The organism is Streptococcus sp. SS-4456, assembly GCF_036680365.1.
In the GTDB taxonomy this organism is placed as follows: Bacteria; Bacillota; Bacilli; order Lactobacillales; family Streptococcaceae; genus Streptococcus.
This window is the reverse complement of sequence record NZ_JAVIHI010000010.1, coordinates 33,673-51,794: the sequence shown is the minus strand read 5'-3', so window position 1 is coordinate 51,794 and position 18,122 is coordinate 33,673. Positions and strand designations below refer to the sequence as shown.

21 protein-coding genes are annotated in these 18,122 nt (G+C 42.2%); all 21 read left to right on the top strand.

The window, feature by feature from the left end:
* The 21 genes from cobT to RFK25_RS04535 all read left to right on the top strand — a co-directional run bounded on the left by cobT (nt 1) and on the right by RFK25_RS04535 (nt 18,112).
* Nucleotides 1-1,065 (top strand): nicotinate-nucleotide--dimethylbenzimidazole phosphoribosyltransferase, encoded by a 1,065-nt coding sequence (gene cobT, locus RFK25_RS04635; protein ID WP_332411840.1) that lies wholly within the window; start codon nt 1-3, stop codon nt 1,063-1,065.
* A 15-nt stretch (nt 1,066-1,080) separates the two neighbouring features.
* Complete coding sequence (locus tag RFK25_RS04630; RefSeq protein WP_332411838.1) at nt 1,081-1,686, top strand: cob(I)yrinic acid a,c-diamide adenosyltransferase; 606 nt, start codon at nt 1,081-1,083, stop codon at nt 1,684-1,686.
* 183 nt (nt 1,687-1,869) lie between these two features.
* Nucleotides 1,870-3,225, top strand: a complete 1,356-nt coding sequence (locus RFK25_RS04625) for a cobyrinate a,c-diamide synthase (protein WP_332411836.1) — start codon at nt 1,870-1,872, stop codon at nt 3,223-3,225.
* Nucleotides 3,226-3,228: 3 nt separating this feature from the next.
* The gene (gene cbiB, locus RFK25_RS04620) at nt 3,229-4,176 is read left to right on the top strand and encodes an adenosylcobinamide-phosphate synthase CbiB (RefSeq protein WP_332411835.1); all 948 of its coding nucleotides are present in this window, start codon (nt 3,229-3,231) and stop codon (nt 4,174-4,176) included.
* Between the two features lie 9 nt (nt 4,177-4,185).
* On the top strand, nt 4,186-4,869 hold the full coding sequence (locus RFK25_RS04615) for a cobalt-precorrin-8 methylmutase (RefSeq protein ID WP_332411833.1): 684 nt from the start codon (nt 4,186-4,188) through the stop codon (nt 4,867-4,869).
* 9 nt (nt 4,870-4,878) lie between these two features.
* Entirely contained in the window at nt 4,879-5,574 is a 696-nt protein-coding gene (locus RFK25_RS04610) for a cobalt-precorrin-8 methylmutase (RefSeq protein ID WP_172023168.1), read from the top strand.
* 1 nt (nt 5,575) lies between these two features.
* Nucleotides 5,576-6,700, top strand: coding sequence for a cobalt-precorrin-5B (C(1))-methyltransferase CbiD (cbiD, locus tag RFK25_RS04605; RefSeq protein ID WP_332411830.1), 1,125 nt, complete (start codon nt 5,576-5,578; stop codon nt 6,698-6,700).
* Nucleotides 6,691-7,305: a cobalt-precorrin-7 (C(5))-methyltransferase gene (locus RFK25_RS04600; RefSeq protein WP_029694331.1), complete on the top strand. Its 615-nt coding sequence runs from the start codon at nt 6,691-6,693 to the stop codon at nt 7,303-7,305. The genes cbiD and RFK25_RS04600 overlap by 10 nt, the downstream gene beginning before the upstream one ends.
* Complete coding sequence (locus tag RFK25_RS04595) at nt 7,295-7,858, top strand: decarboxylating cobalt-precorrin-6B (C(15))-methyltransferase (RefSeq protein ID WP_332411827.1); 564 nt, start codon at nt 7,295-7,297, stop codon at nt 7,856-7,858. Before RFK25_RS04600 ends, RFK25_RS04595 begins: the two co-directional genes overlap by 11 nt.
* A gap of 5 nt (nt 7,859-7,863) precedes the next feature.
* Nucleotides 7,864-8,637 (top strand): cobalt-precorrin-4 methyltransferase, encoded by a 774-nt coding sequence (locus RFK25_RS04590; RefSeq protein ID WP_024380922.1) that lies wholly within the window; start codon nt 7,864-7,866, stop codon nt 8,635-8,637.
* The gene (locus RFK25_RS04585; protein ID WP_443035550.1) at nt 8,585-9,673 is read left to right on the top strand and encodes a cobalt-precorrin 5A hydrolase; all 1,089 of its coding nucleotides are present in this window, start codon (nt 8,585-8,587) and stop codon (nt 9,671-9,673) included. Before RFK25_RS04590 ends, RFK25_RS04585 begins: the two co-directional genes overlap by 53 nt.
* Before the next feature lie 20 nt (nt 9,674-9,693).
* Complete coding sequence (gene cobJ / locus RFK25_RS04580; protein WP_332411826.1) at nt 9,694-10,419, top strand: precorrin-3B C(17)-methyltransferase; 726 nt, start codon at nt 9,694-9,696, stop codon at nt 10,417-10,419.
* Nucleotides 10,416-11,195, top strand: coding sequence for a precorrin-6A reductase (gene cobK / locus RFK25_RS04575; RefSeq protein WP_248033381.1), 780 nt, complete (start codon nt 10,416-10,418; stop codon nt 11,193-11,195). The genes cobJ and cobK overlap by 4 nt, the downstream gene beginning before the upstream one ends.
* Nucleotides 11,196-11,212: 17 nt before the next feature.
* A complete protein-coding gene (cobA, locus tag RFK25_RS04570; RefSeq protein WP_332411822.1) occupies nt 11,213-12,667 on the top strand; it encodes a uroporphyrinogen-III C-methyltransferase in 1,455 nt (484 codons plus the stop codon).
* On the top strand, nt 12,664-13,431 hold the full coding sequence (locus tag RFK25_RS04565) for a sirohydrochlorin cobaltochelatase (protein WP_248033378.1): 768 nt from the start codon (nt 12,664-12,666) through the stop codon (nt 13,429-13,431). The genes cobA and RFK25_RS04565 overlap by 4 nt, the downstream gene beginning before the upstream one ends.
* A 9-nt stretch (nt 13,432-13,440) precedes the next feature.
* Nucleotides 13,441-14,136, top strand: a complete 696-nt coding sequence (locus RFK25_RS04560; protein WP_332411818.1) for a cobalt-factor II C(20)-methyltransferase — start codon at nt 13,441-13,443, stop codon at nt 14,134-14,136.
* A gap of 19 nt (nt 14,137-14,155) precedes the next feature.
* Nucleotides 14,156-14,878: an energy-coupling factor ABC transporter permease gene (locus RFK25_RS04555; protein ID WP_332411816.1), complete on the top strand. Its 723-nt coding sequence runs from the start codon at nt 14,156-14,158 to the stop codon at nt 14,876-14,878.
* Nucleotide 14,879: 1 nt separating this feature from the next.
* On the top strand, nt 14,880-15,161 hold the full coding sequence (locus tag RFK25_RS04550; RefSeq protein ID WP_105116866.1) for an energy-coupling factor ABC transporter substrate-binding protein: 282 nt from the start codon (nt 14,880-14,882) through the stop codon (nt 15,159-15,161).
* Nucleotides 15,148-15,813, top strand: a complete 666-nt coding sequence (gene cbiQ / locus RFK25_RS04545) for a cobalt ECF transporter T component CbiQ (protein ID WP_332411812.1) — start codon at nt 15,148-15,150, stop codon at nt 15,811-15,813. Before RFK25_RS04550 ends, cbiQ begins: the two co-directional genes overlap by 14 nt.
* A gap of 9 nt (nt 15,814-15,822) precedes the next feature.
* The gene (locus RFK25_RS04540; protein WP_332411810.1) at nt 15,823-16,671 is read left to right on the top strand and encodes an energy-coupling factor ABC transporter ATP-binding protein; all 849 of its coding nucleotides are present in this window, start codon (nt 15,823-15,825) and stop codon (nt 16,669-16,671) included.
* Entirely contained in the window at nt 16,625-18,112 is a 1,488-nt protein-coding gene (locus RFK25_RS04535) for a cobyric acid synthase (RefSeq protein ID WP_332411809.1), read from the top strand. The genes RFK25_RS04540 and RFK25_RS04535 overlap by 47 nt, the downstream gene beginning before the upstream one ends.
* Nucleotides 18,113-18,122 lie beyond the last annotated feature (10 nt).

Sequence of the window (18,122 nt, the reverse complement as noted above, 5' to 3'; positions counted from 1 at the left end):
GTGGTAGACTTACATGAGATATTGAGGGAGATCAAGCCTCTAGATAAACATGCAATTGAGAAGGGGAAGAAGATTTGTGATCAATTAGCCAAGCCATTGGGTGCTCTTGGTAAAATGGAGACCATCTATGCGCGCTTATTTGCCATGTTTCATGGAGACATTGACCTTTCTAAACAGATTGTAATGGTCTATGTAGCTGATAATGGTGTGGTTGAAGAGGGAATTTCTGCCAACCCACAGGAAACGACCTATGTCGTAGCCCGTAATATGTTAGAGGGAAAAACAGGTTTATGCGCCATTTCAAGACATGTAGGTTCAGATGTCAAGGTAGTGGATATAGGGTGCATGAAAGATGTTCATACCGACCAAGCTTGTAAGGTCAGGAGAGGGACAGGCAATATCTTGAAAGAGCCGGCTTTGACTAGAGAGCAAGCTGTTGAAGCCATAATGGTTGGCTACAGGGAAACCCTATCCTGTATTCAGAAAGGCTACAAACTTTTTGGTACAGGAGAGATGGGAATTGGCAATACGACCACATCGGCAGCAGTGATTAGTGCTCTTTTGAATTTAGAAGCTAGTCAAGTTACGGGCTACGGTGCAGGGTTGACAGAAGGAATGAAATCCCATAAAACACAAGTGATTGCTTCAGCGGTTGCTCGCCATGCTCCCTACAAGGATGTTCTGGACATTGCTGCAAAAGTTGGTGGATTAGATATGCTAGGTATGGTAGGGACTTACTTGGCCTGTGCCCATCATCAACTTCCCTGTGTAGTTGATGGTCTAATCTCCATCACTGGTTTGCTAATTGCCAGTCAATTAAATAGTCATGTTTTAGATTATTGTTTTGCTTCCCACCTTTCCACAGAGCCAGCCTATCGTTTGGTTTGTGAGCATCTGGGACTAGAACCCATGCTCTTGATGGATATGAGATTGGGTGAGGGATCGGGTTGTCCTCTAGCCTTCTTTTTAATGAGCAATGCAGTTTATACTATTGAAGAAATGCCTACATTTTCTGAGGGAAAATTGAGTAGGGATGATTACATCGACATTCGTCAATCAAAATAGAAAGTGAGAATACAAATGCAGTTATATACAAAAACAGGTGACAAAGGACTAACTAAACTGGTTGGTGGTCAGAGTGTCGCAAAAGATGCGGAGCGTGTCAATGCTTACGGTACCATTGATGAGTTAAATTCTTGGATTGGTTATATCGTTACTAAAATGGACCCCGCAGATGCTTTGAAAGATGAATTGTTGCAACTCCAGCATTATCTTTTTGACTGTGGTTCGGATTTATCAACTCCGCATGGTGTCTATCCTTACAAGGTTGACAAAACCATGGTTGATTGGATTGAGGAGCGCATTGATACCTATGCGGATATCCCACCAGCGCTCGAAGTTTTTATCTTACCAGGAGGACATGAAATTGCAGCCATGATCCACATAGCACGCACTATTGCTAGACGTGCGGAGCGCCATATTGTAGGCACCATGTGGACAACGGAAATCAATAAGGAGGTCTTGGTCTTTGTAAACCGTCTTTCAGACTATTTCTTTGCCTTGGCGCGTGTGATCAATTTTACCCATCAGCAACCAGATATTGCCTATGAAAGAGGTGCAAAGGTCTTTCATAATATCACAAAAGCTGATGTGGAGCGTTGGGCTAAGGCTAGAGAAGAAAGATAAGAGCATATTTTGAAATCGTTTATATTTACATATTGACATAATGCTCTGGATAGTGTAGAATGATTTTGTAAATAAAATCATTTGACACAACGGCGTGTTAATATCAATAAATGTGAGCAACGGGGCTACAAAAAATAGTGATATTTTTTGTGGCCTTTTTATGTTTTAAAAAGGTGGCAATACATGAAACAATTTATGTTAGCAGGTGTTTCTAGTGGGGTTGGAAAAACAACAGTCACTCTAGGTATTTTAAAAGCCTTGACTGAGAAAGGCTTACGTGTGCAACCTTACAAGGTCGGTCCAGACTATATTGATACCGCTTATCATAGTCGAATAACGAAGAGGGTTTCTCGGAACTTAGACAGCTTTATGATTCCTGATAAGGCCGCCTTGGACTGGTCGTTTAGAAAGTGGCATAAAGATGCTGACATTGCCCTTGTTGAAGGGGTAATGGGTCTATTTGATGGTCTTGGTACGGATAAAGACTGTGCATCATCGGCTGCGATTGCTAAGAAATTAGATATCCCTGTTGTCTTGATTATCGATGGGAAAGCAACTTCAACATCGGCAGCGGCTATGGTTCATGGTTTCTCAACTTTTGATCAGGATTTGACAATTGCTGGAGTGATTGTCAATCGAGTTGCTTCACAAACTCATTATGAATTGATAAAAGGCGCTATTGAACGCTATACAGATGTGGAAGTATTGGGCTACTTTCCAAAAAATGTTCAGGTAGAATTGCCCTCGCGCCATTTGGGGCTAGTTCCAGATGTTGAAATGGAAAACTTGGAGAAACATTTTTCTATCTTAGGTCAATTGGCTCAAGACCATATTGACTTAGACCGCTTGCTTGAGAAGGTAGATATAGCAGGTGAAGAATCGTCAAATCCATTCAGCATTCCGAAACAATTCCCTCTAAAAATTGGCTATGCTCTTGATGATGCCTTTCATTTCTACTATGAGGATAATTTGGATTTGTTAAGGGAATATGGGGTGGACTTGATTCCCTTTAGTCCCCTTAATGACAAAGAATTACCTGAAGCAGACGCTTACTATTTTGGAGGAGGCTTTCCAGAGGTCTATGCAAAAGAGTTGATGGAAAATCATTCTTTCAGAAAGTCTGTTTTGCAGGCCCATCAAGAGAATAAATCTATCAACGCAGAATGTGGAGGTCTGATGTATCTAGGTAAAGAACTGCAAACTGGAGAGGGTTCTTATGACATGGTAGGGATATTTGATGGTATCAGTGTTATGACAGACCGGCTAAAAAGCTTTGGTTATTGTCAAGCTAAGACTCAGGTTAGGAGCTTGTTTGGTCCAAAGGATACGGTTGTCAGGGGTCATGAGTTTCACCATTCTGTATTTCAGACTAATGAACCGACCGTTTTGCAACTAGAAAAAGTTCGAGATGGCCAAGTTGTTTCTAGCTGGACAGGTGGCTATCAAACTGGTAAAACCTTTGCTAGCTATCTGCATGTTCATTTTTATCAAAATCAGGCTTTGTTGGAAAATTGGCTTCAAAGTATTTGTGAGGGATAGCTTATGTATTTACTAGCTATATTCATTGCGGTTCTGTTGGATTGGTTGCTGGGGGATCCATATAGTTGGCCTCATCCAGTCAAGCTAATTGGGAATTTTATTAGCCTATTTTTGAAAGTTCAGCCTAATAGTCCAAAAGGAAAATATGTATACGGGTTCTTCTTGTGGTTGGCTACGGTTGGTCTGACAGCAGGTATAAGTTACCTCTTGCTCAGAGCATCTGCTCGCTTTTCGCCAGTGCTTTACTGGGGAATTTGGATCTATCTAGCCTATACGACTTTATCGACAAGGTGTTTAGCAATGGAAGGCTTAAAGGTCTTAAAAACCTTGAAAACGGGGACTATCGAAGAGGCTCGTTATCAGGTCAGCATGATTGTTGGGCGAGATACTAGTCAACTGACAGCGGAGGAAATCAGCAAGGCCACCATTGAAACAGTGGCTGAAAATACCAGTGACGGCGTTATTGGACCATTGCTATGTTTGTTTATTGGTGGTCCAGTTTTGGCCATGGCTTATAAGGCAGTCAATACCTTGGATTCTATGGTTGGATATAAGACGGAAAAATACCGGCAAATTGGTTTTGTGTCAGCCAAGCTGGATGATCTAGCAAATCTGATACCTGCGAGGATCACGTGGATTTGCTTGATGATTGCTAGTCATATTCTAGAATTGGATAGTAAAAATGCATGTCTAATCGGCTTTAGGGATCGTTACCAACATGCCAGCCCTAATAGTGCCTTTTCAGAAGCTGTAGTGGCAGGTGCCTTGGGTATTCAACTTGGTGGCGCCCACATTTACCATGGTGAGTGGGTTGACAAGCCGACCATTGGTGATGCGGTTCGTCCTGTTGAGTTTACTGATATTCAAACGACGATTCAAATGCTCTATATGAGTACAACCGTTTCATTGTTGCTATTTAGTGCCGTATATTTGTTACTGACGATTATTTAGGAGACTTACATGACCTATATTCAAAATCCATCCTCTATTGAGGAAACAAGCTTTAAAATTATTCAATCGATTATTGATGAGGAGCATCCAGATTATCAATTTCAAACGGAGATGGAGGAGTCTATCATCAAGCGAGCAATTCACACTTCAGGCGATTTTGATTATCTCTATACTTTAAAATTTACTCATGATGTCAATCAAAAGATTGTAGAAGTATTGAAAAACAAGGGGACCTTGGTGCTGGATTCCAGTATTTCACTTAATGGGATAAACAAACGCGTTTTAGATCAAATGGGGGTGAATTATACCTGCTTGATCAACGATGAAGATGTTGCTCGACTGGCTAAAGAAAAAGGTATCACACGGGCCATGGCTGCTGTTGAAGTGGCAGCCAAAATTCCAGGTCAAAAAGTTTTTGCCTTTGGCGGTGCTCCAACAGCCCTATCCTACTTATTAGAATTGGTTGAGGCAGGGCAGATGGAAGTTGATGCAGTTATTGGTGTCCCAGTTGGCTTTATCAATGTTGAGGAATCTAAGTCAGACTTGCTTGCGTCACCTCTTCCTGCTATTGCGACCCTTGGTCGAAAGGGTGGTAGTACCATTGTTGTGGCTATAATAAATGCCATCATCTACCAGTTAAAAGAAGTCTTGACTGGTGATTATATTCGTTACTCAACACCGACAAGTAAATAGGAGATGACTATGGTCTATATAACAGATGCCCATAAAATTGAAGCAGCAAGTTACCAAAAAATTCAGGAAATCATCACTGAGCAACACTCTGGGGTTGTGTTCACAGACCCTTACCAGGAGGCAGTTTTAAAGCGAGTTGTTTTTACCAGTGCTGATTTTGATTACCTGTATAATATACAGTTTTCCAATCATGCCATTGAGGAAATAGTGAAGGTCTTGAAAAATAAGGGAACCATTTTCACTGATACGACTATGGTTTTGGGAGGTTTCAATAAAAAATTATTGGATAGGCTTGGTGTCGCTTATCGTTGCTTGGTGAATGAACCAGAGATTTTTAAAGAAGCCAAGGAAAAGGGAATTACGCGATCAATGGCTGCAGTAGAGCACGCGGCAAAAGTTGAAGGGCCGAAACTCTTTGTTTTTGGGAATGCTCCAACGTCTATATTTAAGGTCTTGGAAATGGTCGAGGCAGGTCAAATGGAGTCTGTTCCAGTCATCGGTGTTCCAGTTGGATTTGTTGGAGCTGCAGAGTCAAAATTGCAACTCCATGAAAGTTCCTTGCCGGCTATAGCAGCACTTGGTAGAAAGGGTGGCAGTACCATTGCAGCAGCAATCGTAAATGCTATTCTTTATCAGCTAAAATCTGAGGATAGAGAAGGGCAACTCTTCTCGCTTTCAGGAAATAGTTTTTGTCAAGGTAAGTAATATGGACGAATATGTATATGTTGATGGAAAAAAATTAAAAAGAGGCTTTACGACTGGGACCTGTGCAACAGCAGCAACAGTCGCAGCCTTGAACATGATTTTACAACAGGAAATCGAGGAGAAAGTTACTGTAAAAACAGCTTCAGGTGTCCAAGTTACTATGGATGTTCACAAGCCTTCCTTTGGTGAACAAACAGCTACGGCGGCTATTCAAAAAGATGGAGGCGATGATGCCGATGCAACCCATGGACTCTTGATTTTCTCAACAGTTACCTTATTGCCTCATCAGACAGAAATTGAAATTGATGGAGGTGAAGGTGTTGGCAGAGTTACAGAGGTTGGTTTGGCCAATGCAGTCGGTATGGCAGCGATAAACCCAACCCCGCGAAGGATGATTGAGGAGCATGTTCGTGACTTGATAGGTCCAGATTGCGGGGCTAAGGTCTTGATATTTGTTCCTGGAGGTGAGGAAGTTGCCAAGGCGACTTATAATTCGCGGCTAGGCATTCTGGGAGGTATTTCCATTTTAGGTACCACAGGGATTGTCAACCCCATGTCTGAAGATAGTTGGAAGGCTGCTATTACAGTCGAGTTGTCCATGCTTTATAATAAGGGTTATCGTTCTGTTGTCCTATCGCCTGGAAAATATGGTGAAGCCTTTGGAATGGATGGTTTAGGCCTACCCAAAGAGCAAATTGTCAATATGAGCAATTTTGTGGGGCATGTTCTCAAAGAAGTTCAGAGAATTGGCTTTACAAAGGTGCTGATGGTTGGGCATATGGGCAAGTTAGTCAAGGTTGCATCGGGAACCATGTCTACGCATAGTAAGGATTCTGATGGACGTATTGATACCTTAATAGCTAATTTAGCCCTCATGGGTGCTCCTTTGGAAATGTTGCAGAAGGTCAATGCTTGTTTGACAACATATGCAGCAGCGACCATTATCAAAGAATATGGATATGAAGGTATTTATCAGATTCTAGCAGACAAGATTAAGGCTAAGACAGAACGCTTGCTCAAGTACCGTCAACCTGCGGTGACCATTGATGTAGTCTTATTTGGTACGGAAGATGGCTACCTAGCTTCAACCAAAAGCTTAGCGGAAATTCAGGAGGAGTGGTCATGATAGATGTGATTGGCATTGGACCAGGAAATCCGGCCTATTGTCTGGTTGGTCAATTGGAGCGTTGTGAGCAGGCAGACTATATTTTGGGGAGTGAACGTCATTTAGAAGTCCTTCCTGATAGGCTCAAGGAGAAAGGGGTTATAGCTCCTAAAAAACTGAAGGACTTAGAAGCCTTATTAGCAACATATCCCGTAGAAGCTTCTATTGTTTACTTGGTTTCAGGAGATCCCTTGATTTACGGTTTGGGCAAGTGGATGTCTGAAAAATTTCCTGGTCGTGTTAGGATATTGTCAGGGATTAGCTCCATGCAATACTTAGCTAGCAAGGTATGTTTGCCTATGAATGATGCTTATTTGACTAGTAGCCATGCTAAACTTCCAAACTTTGATTTGATCATGAGTTTGCCCAAGGTCTTCATGGTGACAGATGCCCATGTTGGTCCCTATCAAATTGCTCAGGAGGTCCTCAAAAGGGGACTTAAACGGAAAATCATTATCGGTGAACATCTGAGCTACGAAGATGAGGAAATCAGTATTCTAGCAGCGGAAGATGTTGTTGACCGTGATTATAAAATGAATGTGGTGGTAATTGTAGATGAAGGATAGTGAATTTATTCGAACCAAGGTCCCTATGACCAAATCAGAGATTCGCGCCATTAGCATTGATAAACTAGATTTAACACATGCTAAACGGATGCTGGATGTAGGATCTGGGACTGGGAGTGTCACGATTCAAGCGGCTTGTAGTTACCCTCAGTTAGAGGTGGTAGCTGTGGAGCAAAATCCTGATGCCTTGGCCCTAACCAGACAGAATATTGAAAAGTTTCAGTGCCAAAACATCACTCTGCATGAAGGGAAGGCACCGATTGAACTACAGGGTCCATTTGATGCCATTTTTGTCGGAGGGACTGGTGGAAACATGCAGGAAATTTTTGACTGGTGTCAGAAACTTCTCCTTCCTGGAGGCAGGTTAGTCTTGAATTTTATACTTTTGGAAAATGCCTTAGAGGCAGCCCAGATTGCTGAAACAATGGATTGGGAAGACCTAGAGCTCACCTCAGTACAGGTTGGCAACTGGACCAGTTTAGGAAAAGGTCATTATTTTAAACCACAGAATCCAACAATTGTGGTTTCTTGTCAAAAAGCTATAAAGGAGTAAGTAGAATGTCGAAGGTACATTTTGTTGGTGCAGGTCCTGGTGATGTGGAACTGATTACCTTGAAGGGTTATAAGCAGTTATCACAGGCAGATGTTGTGATTTATGCAGGTTCCTTGGTTAATCCAGCTCTCCTGGATTACTGCAAGGAAGGTGCAGAAATTTATGACAGTGCTGGGATGCATTTGTTGGAAATTATTGATGTCATGGAAGCAGGCGTTAAGGCAGGCAAGGAGGTTGTCCGATTACAGACTGGCGATTTCTCTATTTATGGCTCTATCCGTGAACAGATTGAGGAGATGAAGAAGCGAGGGATTGCATTTGATTGTACCCCAGGTGTCAGTTCCTTCTTAGGAGCTGCTTCAAGTATTGGAACAGAATACACAGTGCCTGAGGTCTCTCAAAGTGTCATCATTACCCGTATGGCAGGTCGGACACCTGTTCCGGAACGTGAATCTTTACGAAGCTATGCCCAGCATCGTACTTCAATGGCTATTTTCCTGTCTATTCAAGGCATTGAAAAAGTGGTGGAAGAATTGGTTCAAGGTGGCTATCCTACCACTACACCTGTTGCGGTCATCTATAAGGCGACTTGGCCAGAGGAGAAAAAGGTTTTTGGCACACTCGAAACGATTGCAGAGAAGGTCAAAGAAGCGGATATCAGTAAGACGGCGCTGATTCTGGTTGGAGATTTTCTAGGTCAGGAATTCTATTATTCAAAACTTTACCATGAAGAATTTGAACACGAGTATCGCCATGGGAAAAGTAGCCATGCCCAGTAAGGTTGCCCTTGTTGCCCTAACAGAAACTGGCAAAGAAACGGCTCTAAGGTTGAAAAGCAAGTGGGCACGTCCCTGTCATATCTATAGCCTAGCTAAATTGGCAGATAATCAGGTGACAGGTTTTGATAAGCGTCCTACTCAGGCAATAGCAGAGCTCTTTCAACAAGTGGACGTTCTGGTCTGTATCATGGCGACCGGAATTGTTGTCCGTGCCATTGCCCCTGTTGTTCAGGACAAAGCAGCAGACCCAGCCGTCATAGTCCTAGATGAAAATGCGACAAATGTCATTAGTCTACTAAGTGGTCATCTGGGTGGAGCCAATGAAGTGACTAGGGAAATCGCTACTCTTCTGGAAGCTAATCCAGTCATTACAACGGCAACGGATGTTCAAAATGTTGTTGCCCTGGATACCCTTGCCAAATCCGTCAATGGTTGGCGATCTGACCTACGCCCCTTGGTTAAGGAATTTAATGGCTTGTTAGCAAATCGGGAAAGGGTCTATTTTTACCAAGAAAAACCTTGGATAGAAGATGTGCGGGGCTTAAGCCTTCTTGAAGCCAATCAAGTGGAAGAAGTCCTAGCTGGAGATGCCCCTCTTATTCTCTTGCAGACAAAGGAAATGACCAGCAAACGTGAACATCTTGCTGTCATTTATCCTAAGCCCTATGTACTTGGAGTTGGGGCACGAAAAAATGTATCCTCTGAGATTTTTTATCGGAACTTTCAAGCATTTTGTCAGGAACAAGGAATTGAGCAAACCGAAATTGCGAGGATTGTCAGTATTGATGTCAAGAAGGATGAAGAGGCCATTTTGGATTTAGCAGAACGACTATCTTGTCCTTTTGATGTATATAGCAAGGAGGACTTAGAGAAGGTTGCTGACAAGTATCCTTGTTCGGATTTCGTGAAAAAAACAGTTGGGGTAGGAAGTGTGGCGCTTGCTAGTGCAGACCTTGCCAGCGATGGCCAGGTTCTAACAAATCGATTTGCAAAAGATGGGTGTACCTTTGCTTTAGGTAAAGTCCCTGTAAACTAATAGATATAAAGGAGAATGCTATGCTCTATGTGATTGGCTTAGGTCCAGGTAAAGAGGAACTAATGTCTGGAGAAGCCCTCAAGGCTATCGAGGATTGCGAAATTATTGTTGGTTATTCAACCTACATGCGTTTGATTTTGCATTTGGTAGAAGGTAAGGAATTAGTGGCGACAGGTATGCGGAAAGAAATTGAACGCTGCCAAAAAGCGATTGATTTGGCTTTGGAAACAGGTAAGAATGTCGGTGTTGTATCCAGTGGTGATGCAGGTGTCTATGGCATGGCTGGTTTGATTTTAGAGTTGATTGGAGAAGATTCTGACTTGGAAGTCAAGGTGATTCCAGGTATTACAGCTAGCTTGGGTGCTGCAGCAATTATGGGGGCTCCTTTGATGAATGACTTTTGTCATATCAGTCTCAGTGACTTGATGACCCCCATGCCTGTCATCGAAAAACGTCTCCATGCTGCAGCTCAGGGAGATTTCGTCATCTGTCTCTACAATCCCCGTAGTAAGGGGCGGCCAGACCACTTGTCCAAGGCTCTTTCAATCATTGCAGAGTACAAATCACCAGATACCATTGTGGGCATTGGTAAGGACATCGGTCGAAAGAAAGAGGAGTATATCTTAACGACGATTAAAGATTTAGATGAGTCCTTGGTTGATATGACAACCATTGTCATCGTTGGAAACAAAGAAACCTATATTAAAAATGACCGTATGGTTACACCTAGAGGATACACTCTATGATGAAATTACTTTTGGGAGGGACTTCGGACAGCACAGAAATTTTGGCTCTGCTAAATGATCTAGGTATCGAGGTAACAACTTCAGTAGTGACCGACTATGGGAAGCATCTAGCTTCAAAATTTGGTCAACCTGTCATTCAGGGTCGATTGACTGCAGAGGATATGGTCCGCTTTGTCCAAGAACACAAAGTGGATGAAATCATTGATGCCACCCACCCTTTTGCAGATTTGGTTTCCAAGGAGGCGATGAGAGCAGCAGAGCTTGCTGGCATTTCTTACTTGCGGTATGAGCGGAAGGAAACTGGTGACTTGACAGGAGCACTAGTGGTACATTCCACAGAAGAAGCTATATCCCTGATAAAAGAAAAAGGTTACCCTACTGTTTATCTAGGAACTGGAAGTAAAACCTTGCCACTCTTTGTTAAGGGTTTACCTGATGTGCGAATTGTGGCCCGTGTTCTTCCAACTTCTGAGGTTTTGCTGGCTTGCGAGCGATTGGGCATGGTTGCGGATCAAATTGATGCCATCAAGGCACCCTTTTCTAAGGAATGCAACAAGGAACTGATTTTACGGTCCAAGGCTCAAGCCTTTGTCTCCAAAGAAAGTGGCAGTATTGGTGGTATTCGTGAGAAAATCACAGGTTGTCAAGAATTGGGTGTTGATTGCATTATCATCGCAAGGCCTAAGGTGGATTATCCTAAGAAGGTGTCTTCCGTAGAAGAACTAAAAGATTATTTACAAATAGAAGCATTTCAAAACGAATGCCCAATAGTTTAACAGTGAAAGGAGTTAGAATGACAGGATTTGTAAGTTTGCTAGGTGCGGGACCTGGTGATGTTGAACTGATAACGGTCAAGGGGGCTAGAAGATTGCGAGAAGCAGATGTTTTGGTTTATGACCGTCTAGTCAATCAGGATTTGTTTTCCTATCTATCAGATAAGTGTCAGCTGATTGATGTTGGAAAAAAACCAGGAATGCCTTGTATTCGGCAGGAAGAAATTGAGAAGATTCTCATTGAGCAAGCTAGGGAAAATAAGCGGGTTGTCCGACTGAAAAGTGGAGATCCTTATATCTTTGGGCGAGGTGGTGAGGAAGCGCAAGCCTTGGTAGAGGCTGGAATTCCTTTTGAAATAGTTCCAGGAGTGACATCAGCCATTGCAGGTGCCACTTATGCTGGAATCCCAATGACTTTTAGGGATAAGGCAACCAGCTTCCATGTCTTTACAGGTCACTTGCAGGATGAAATGGAAAGTCTAAACTGGGCAGCCATTAGTCAGCTCAAAGGTACTTTAGTCTTCTTAATGGGAATGAAACATCTGTCAGTCATCACACGAGAACTTGTTCATCATGGATTTTCCAAGGATACACCTGTAGCGATAGTAGAATGGGCAACCCATCCAAGCCAGCGTTCGATAGACGGAACCTTGGCTACCATTGAAGAACTGGCCCTGAAAGAAGATATGAAGGCACCATCTATCATTGTAGTTGGGGATGTAGTTTCATTTAGAAAGGAATTGAATTTCTATGAACATCTTCCTTTGCATGGTAAACGAATCTTTTTACAGGATTCAACAACCGGGAAATTGCCAGTCTACTTAAAAGATGATGGAGCGACCTTGGTTAAATTCCCAAGTCGTACACAGGTTAATAAGCTTTCCTTTGATTTGCCAGATTGGTCTAAAGTTGATGGAATGGTATTTACTGATACGCAGAGCTGGATTTTATTCTTATCTCGTTTGAGGGAGGATGGAATTGACTTACGCAGCCTTTCCCATATTCAGTTTGCAGCCATTGGTCACCATACGGCTAAGACATTGGAAGAAGCAGGGATTTTATTGGTAGCAAAAGGAACACAAAGTAAGGATCCTTCTATTAAGGACTTACTGGAAAAGACTGATGCTTCTTGGTATTTGGTGGCTCCAGAACACAAGCTGGCAGATTTGAGAAGCTTATATGACTACCCTGTTCTTGTCACCCATAGTCTTGCATTTGATAAGGAATTAAGACCTCAAGATTGGACCAATCTTGACTGTGTTTGCTTGCCAAATTCAGTTGCTGCGGCTAATTTTGTGACTCTTGTGGAAGAAACAGGATTAGACCTTCAAGAACTGCCAATTATCGTTATGGGAGAAACAACACGAGATAAACTGGTGGAAGCTGGCTATTCAAATATTGTTGAAACGGACCAGCCGACTATTTTGGCGATTCGAGACAAGTGCCGTGACATTCTGATAAAGGAGAATCTATGACAAAAGCTATTTTATTGGTGAGTTTTGGTACAACTCATCCAGAAACTAGACAAAAAACGATTGGAGCTTGTGAACAGGCCATCAAGGAGGCCTTTCCGCAGTATGCGGTTTATCAGGCTTATACTTCTACAGTCGTTTTGAGACGTATCAAGGAAAATGAGGGACTAGAGATTCCAACTGTTAAACAAGCTCTGGAACAAATGAAAGACGAAGGAATTCGTGAAGTTTACATTCAGCCATTACACATTATTGCGGGGTCTGAATTTGAAAAAATCTTGAATCAATCAAAAGAATTTCAATCTTATTTTGACATCATAAAAGTTGGTCAGCCCTTGCTCCACAGTGAAGATGACTATCAGCAAGTCAAGCAAGTTCTGATGGACCAGTACGGCCATTTTGGTGAAAAAGCAGCTACTGTTTTAATGGGCCATGGAAGCCAACACAATGCCTTTGTGGCCTATGCGGCATTAGATCATATGTTGACTGGTAGTCAGGTGCACATTGGTTGTGTGGAAAGCTATCCTCCTGTTGAGCAGATTGAGGAGAAATTAAAATCTAAGGGAATCAAAGAAGTTCATTTGGCCCCCTTCATGCTGGTAGCTGGTGAACATGCGACCAATGATATGGTGTCAGATGATGAAGATTCTTGGAATACCTATTTCAGTCAACGGGGTTATCAAGTGATTCCACATTTGATTGGTCTAGGAGAGTATCCAGCCATTCAAGATATGTATATCCAACATCTACACAAAATCATTGACTAGGAGTAGATTATGGCACGATTTTATGGAATTGGGATTGGTCCTGGTGATAGTGAGTTGGTAACAGTAAAAGCCAGTCGTATCCTTGGAGAGCTTGATATTCTTTATACTCCCGAAGCCAAGAAAGGCACCAAAAGTTTAGCACTAGAAATTGCAAGTCCCTATGTTAGTGAAGACTTGACCATCAAGCAACGGCATTTTCCAATGGTAAGGGATAAGTCACATAAAGAAGGTCAGTGGCTAGAAATCGCTGAGGAAATTGTTGAAGATGTTCGAGCAGGTAAGAATGTAGGCTTTATCACTCTCGGTGATCCCATGGTTTTCAGCACCTATAGTTATCTATTAGATATTATCGGAAACCGTATTGAAACCAAGACCATACCTGGAATAACCTCTTATAACAGTATCGCTGCAGAAGTAGGCTTGCCCTTGGTCATGGATGAGGAATCCTTTGCAGTTGTTCCAGCAACTGCCGGTGTTCACCACTTAGAGGCTGTATTAGCAACACATGAAACGGTTGTTATCATGAAGGTGGCCAATCATCTTGCTGAAGTGCTTCCCTTGTTAAAACAGTTTGATCTGCTTGAAAAAACGATTCTTGTTAGTCGTTCTAGTACAGAACAACAAGAGATTCGTCGTGGCATTGCCAATCTTTCTCAGGATGAAACATTATCCTATTTCTCAACTATGTTAGTCAAAAAACATTAAAAAATTAAAGGAGAATAACATGAAAAAGTTATTGAATCTTTTAGCACTTGTTGCTTTGTTGACCCTAGTTACAGCTACGCCAGTAGCAGCCATGCACATTATGGAAGGTTATTTACCTCCTGCTCATGCCTTGCTCTGGTTTGCTATCTTCGCTCCATTCTTCCTATATGGATTGTACCAACTAAAAAAATCGGTTCAGAGCAATCCTGAAAGCAAGGTTGGCTTGGCTTTGTCAGGTGCCTTTGTCTTTATTCTGTCAGCCCTGAAAATTCCATCTGTAACAGGTTCAACATCTCATCCAACAGGTGTCGGCTTTGGTACAGCTATGTTTGGTCCAAGTGTCATGGTAGTTTTAGGAACAATCTGTTTGCTTTTCCAAGCTCTTTTCTTGGCTCACGGTGGTTTGACAACTCTGGGAGCAAATGGATTTTCAATGGCAGTCGTAGGCCCATTTGTCGGTTACTTTGTCTATAAATTAGCTCTGTCTATGAAAGTCAATAAGCGCGTGGCTATTTTCCTCTGTGCCTTTGTAGCTGACTTGGCAACGTATTTAACTACTTCGCTACAATTATCATTGGCCTTTCCAGATGCACAAGCAGGTGTCGTTGGTGCTGCAATGAAATTTATGGGTGTCTTCATGGTTACACAGATTCCAATCGCTATCATTGAAGGTCTTTTGTCAGTAGTATTGTATAACTTGGTTGTAGCCAATGCTAAAAAAGAAGAAGTAGGGGTATTCTAAGATGAAAAAGCAAAATATTTTCTTGTTATTGACCTGTGTCTTAATTGCTGTTGGTGCCTTCTTCTTAGCGCCTAAAGACGCCGAGTTTGGGGGTTCGGATGGCGGTGCTGAAGTAGCCATTACAGAGGTTAATCCAGATTATGAACCATGGTTCGCTTCAATTTATGAACCAGCTAGTGGTGAGATTGAGAGCTTACTCTTCACTCTACAAGGTAGCATTGGTGTGGGTATTATTACCTATGTATTGGGTTATCACAAGGGAAAGAAATATGTTAATCATTGATCAATACGCCTACCAGAATCGATTGGTAGGGCTATCTCCCAAAGTAAAATTAGGGATTTACCTATTGTTGCTAGGAATTTCTTTTACAGGAATTCCTAGCCTGCAATGGGCCCTTATTGCTGGTCTATTTCCAGTAACCTGTTATGTAGCTAAGTTAAGCTGGAAAACATATGCAAAATGGCTCTGCTTAACCCTGCCTTTTGTTTTTATCAGTTTAGTAACCATGGCCGTGAGTTTTCAAGAATCTCCATCAAAGGATCTTATTCTAGCCTTACCTTTGTGGAAGGGCTATGCAGTTATCACTCGTGCTAGTCTAGATCAAACCATTACTGTGTTTGTGAGAAGTTATGCTTGTTTGATGTCTACCTACTTTTTTGTTCTCACTGTACCATTTAGACAGTTGATTGACTTGTTAAGAAGTTTTCGTATTCCAAATGAATTGTTGGAAGTAATTGTCTTTATGTATCGCTTTATCTTCATGTTTTTGGAAGAATTTCTTGTCATGCGAGATACACTTGATTTGAAATTTGGTTTTGGAACAGTCAAGCAGAGCTATCAAACTATGGGTTTGTTGGCTAGTCAATTATTTACTAGATTGATGAGAGCAAATCGACAGATCAATGATATGTTAGAATTTCGCTTTGATCCTTAGGAGGTTATCATGCTAAGTGTGGAGAATATCAGTTACACCTATAATCTAGACTTTGGAAAGGTCCTCGAAGATGTAACTATGGACTTTGATAAGGGGCAAATCGTCGGTGTTTTAGGAGCAAATGGCTCTGGTAAGTCTACTCTGATGAAAGTTATCATGGGCCTCTACCAACCACAAGATGGAAGGGTGTATTACCAACAGAAATCGCTTGTCTATTCTAAAAAAGCACTGTATGCCTATCGCCAAGAGGTCGGAATTGTTTTTCAAGACCCTGAACAACAGTTGTTTTACTCAGTGGTGGAAGATGATGTGGCCCTGGCCCTTCGTAATCTCTCCTATCCAGAGCCAGAAATAAAGGAGCGTGTGGATAAGGCGTTAAAAGATATGCATATCGAACATTTGCGAAATCGCCCTGTTCACTATTTGAGTTTTGGTCAGAAGAAAAAGGTGGCGATTGCAGGTGTTTTAGCCTTACAACCCAAGTATTTACTTCTGGATGAACCGACTGCAGGGCTGGATCCGCGTGGTCGGAATCATATGATGTTTCTGATGAAAAAATTGGCCAAGCAAGGAACAAAAATTATCTTGACCAGTCATGATATGGATTTGATGTATGATTGCTGCGACTACGTTTATCTACTTGATAAGGGGAAATTAGTCTTGGAAGGCGAAGTAGGCAGTGTCTTTTTAGAGGAGGAAATCTTAGAGAAGGCACGCCTATCTTTACCTTGGCTAGTAAAATTACATCTAGCAATGGGCCTCCCATTGGCAGAGAATGAACAGGATTTTTTTGAAAGGTTAGGAAAAGACTATGGCAAAATCATTGATGATTCAAGGAACAGCTTCGGATGCCGGTAAGAGTATTATCGTAGCAGGGCTATGTCGTATTTTTAAGCAGGATGGTCTGCGGGTTGTGCCCTTTAAATCACAGAATATGGCCCTTAATTCTTATATCACCAAAACAGGTCAAGAAATGGGACGGGCCCAGGTCTTTCAAGCGGAGGCTGCTCAGGTTGAACCAGATGTTCGGATGAACCCTGTTCTTCTCAAACCGACCTCAGACCGAAAATCTCAGGTTGTTTTCATGGGCCAGGTCCTAACGGATATGGATGCGGTCGAGTACCATGAATTTAAGCAGGAGCTACTTCCCAAGATCAAAGAAGTTTATGAGGAACTGAGTGCTGAAAATGATATAATATTGCTTGAGGGAGCAGGTAGCCCAGCTGAGATCAATTTGAACGACCGAGATATTGTTAATATGGGTATGGCTAGATTGGTTGATGCACCGGTTATCTTGGTAGCGGATATTGATAAGGGTGGTGTCTTTGCTTCGATTTATGGGACAATCATGCTCATGCCAGAGGAAGATCGCCAACGAATCAAGGGAGTAATTATCAATAAATTCCGAGGTGACGTTGCCCTGCTTCAGTCAGGAATCGACATGATTGAGGACTTGACTAAGGTTCCTGTTTTGGGTGTGGTCCCCTATGCCCAGATCAACATCGATAGTGAAGATAGTGTTGCCCTAGTTCAAAAAAGCCGGAAATATAATCCTCAAAAAGACTTGGATATTGCCATTATCAATCTGAATAGGATGTCCAATTTTACAGATTTTAATAGTCTAGAAATGCAGCCTGACGTGTCTGTTCGCTATGTCAGACCAGGTGATGAGCTTGGTCACCCAGATCTCGTGATTTTACCAGGAAGTAAGAATACCATTGAAGATATGGTCTATTTGGTCGAGTCGGGCTTGGATAAAGAAATTCATCGTTGTTTCCAAGAAGGAAGTGCTATTTTTGGTATTTGTGGTGGCTACCAGTTATTAGGTCAGCAACTCTCCGATCCACTTGGTGTGGAGTCTAGCATTGGGGAAATGGCAGGTCTAGGACTATTGGAAACAACTACCATCTTCCAAGCCAATAAGTGCACCACTCAAGTCCAAGCTAAGCAGGGGGACTACTGCTTAGAAGGCTATGAAATTCACATGGGGGAAACCTATTTGGCTGACGGTGTCCAACCATTTTCAACCATTGTCCTCCAAAATGGAGAAGAGACGGAACGCCAGGACGGAGCTATTGGACATGGTGGTCAGGTTCAAGGGACCTATCTACATGGTATTTTCGACAATCTGGCATGGACCCGTGATTACCTAAATCAATTAAGAATTAGAAAAGGCTTGCCAGCTCTTGATCAGCAAGTAGAAGCCATTCAGACCATAAAGGATAGAGAATATGATAAGTTAGCAACTATTTTGAGAGAATCTTTGGACATGGTAGCTATCTATGATATCTTAGCTTGACCGTTAGGAA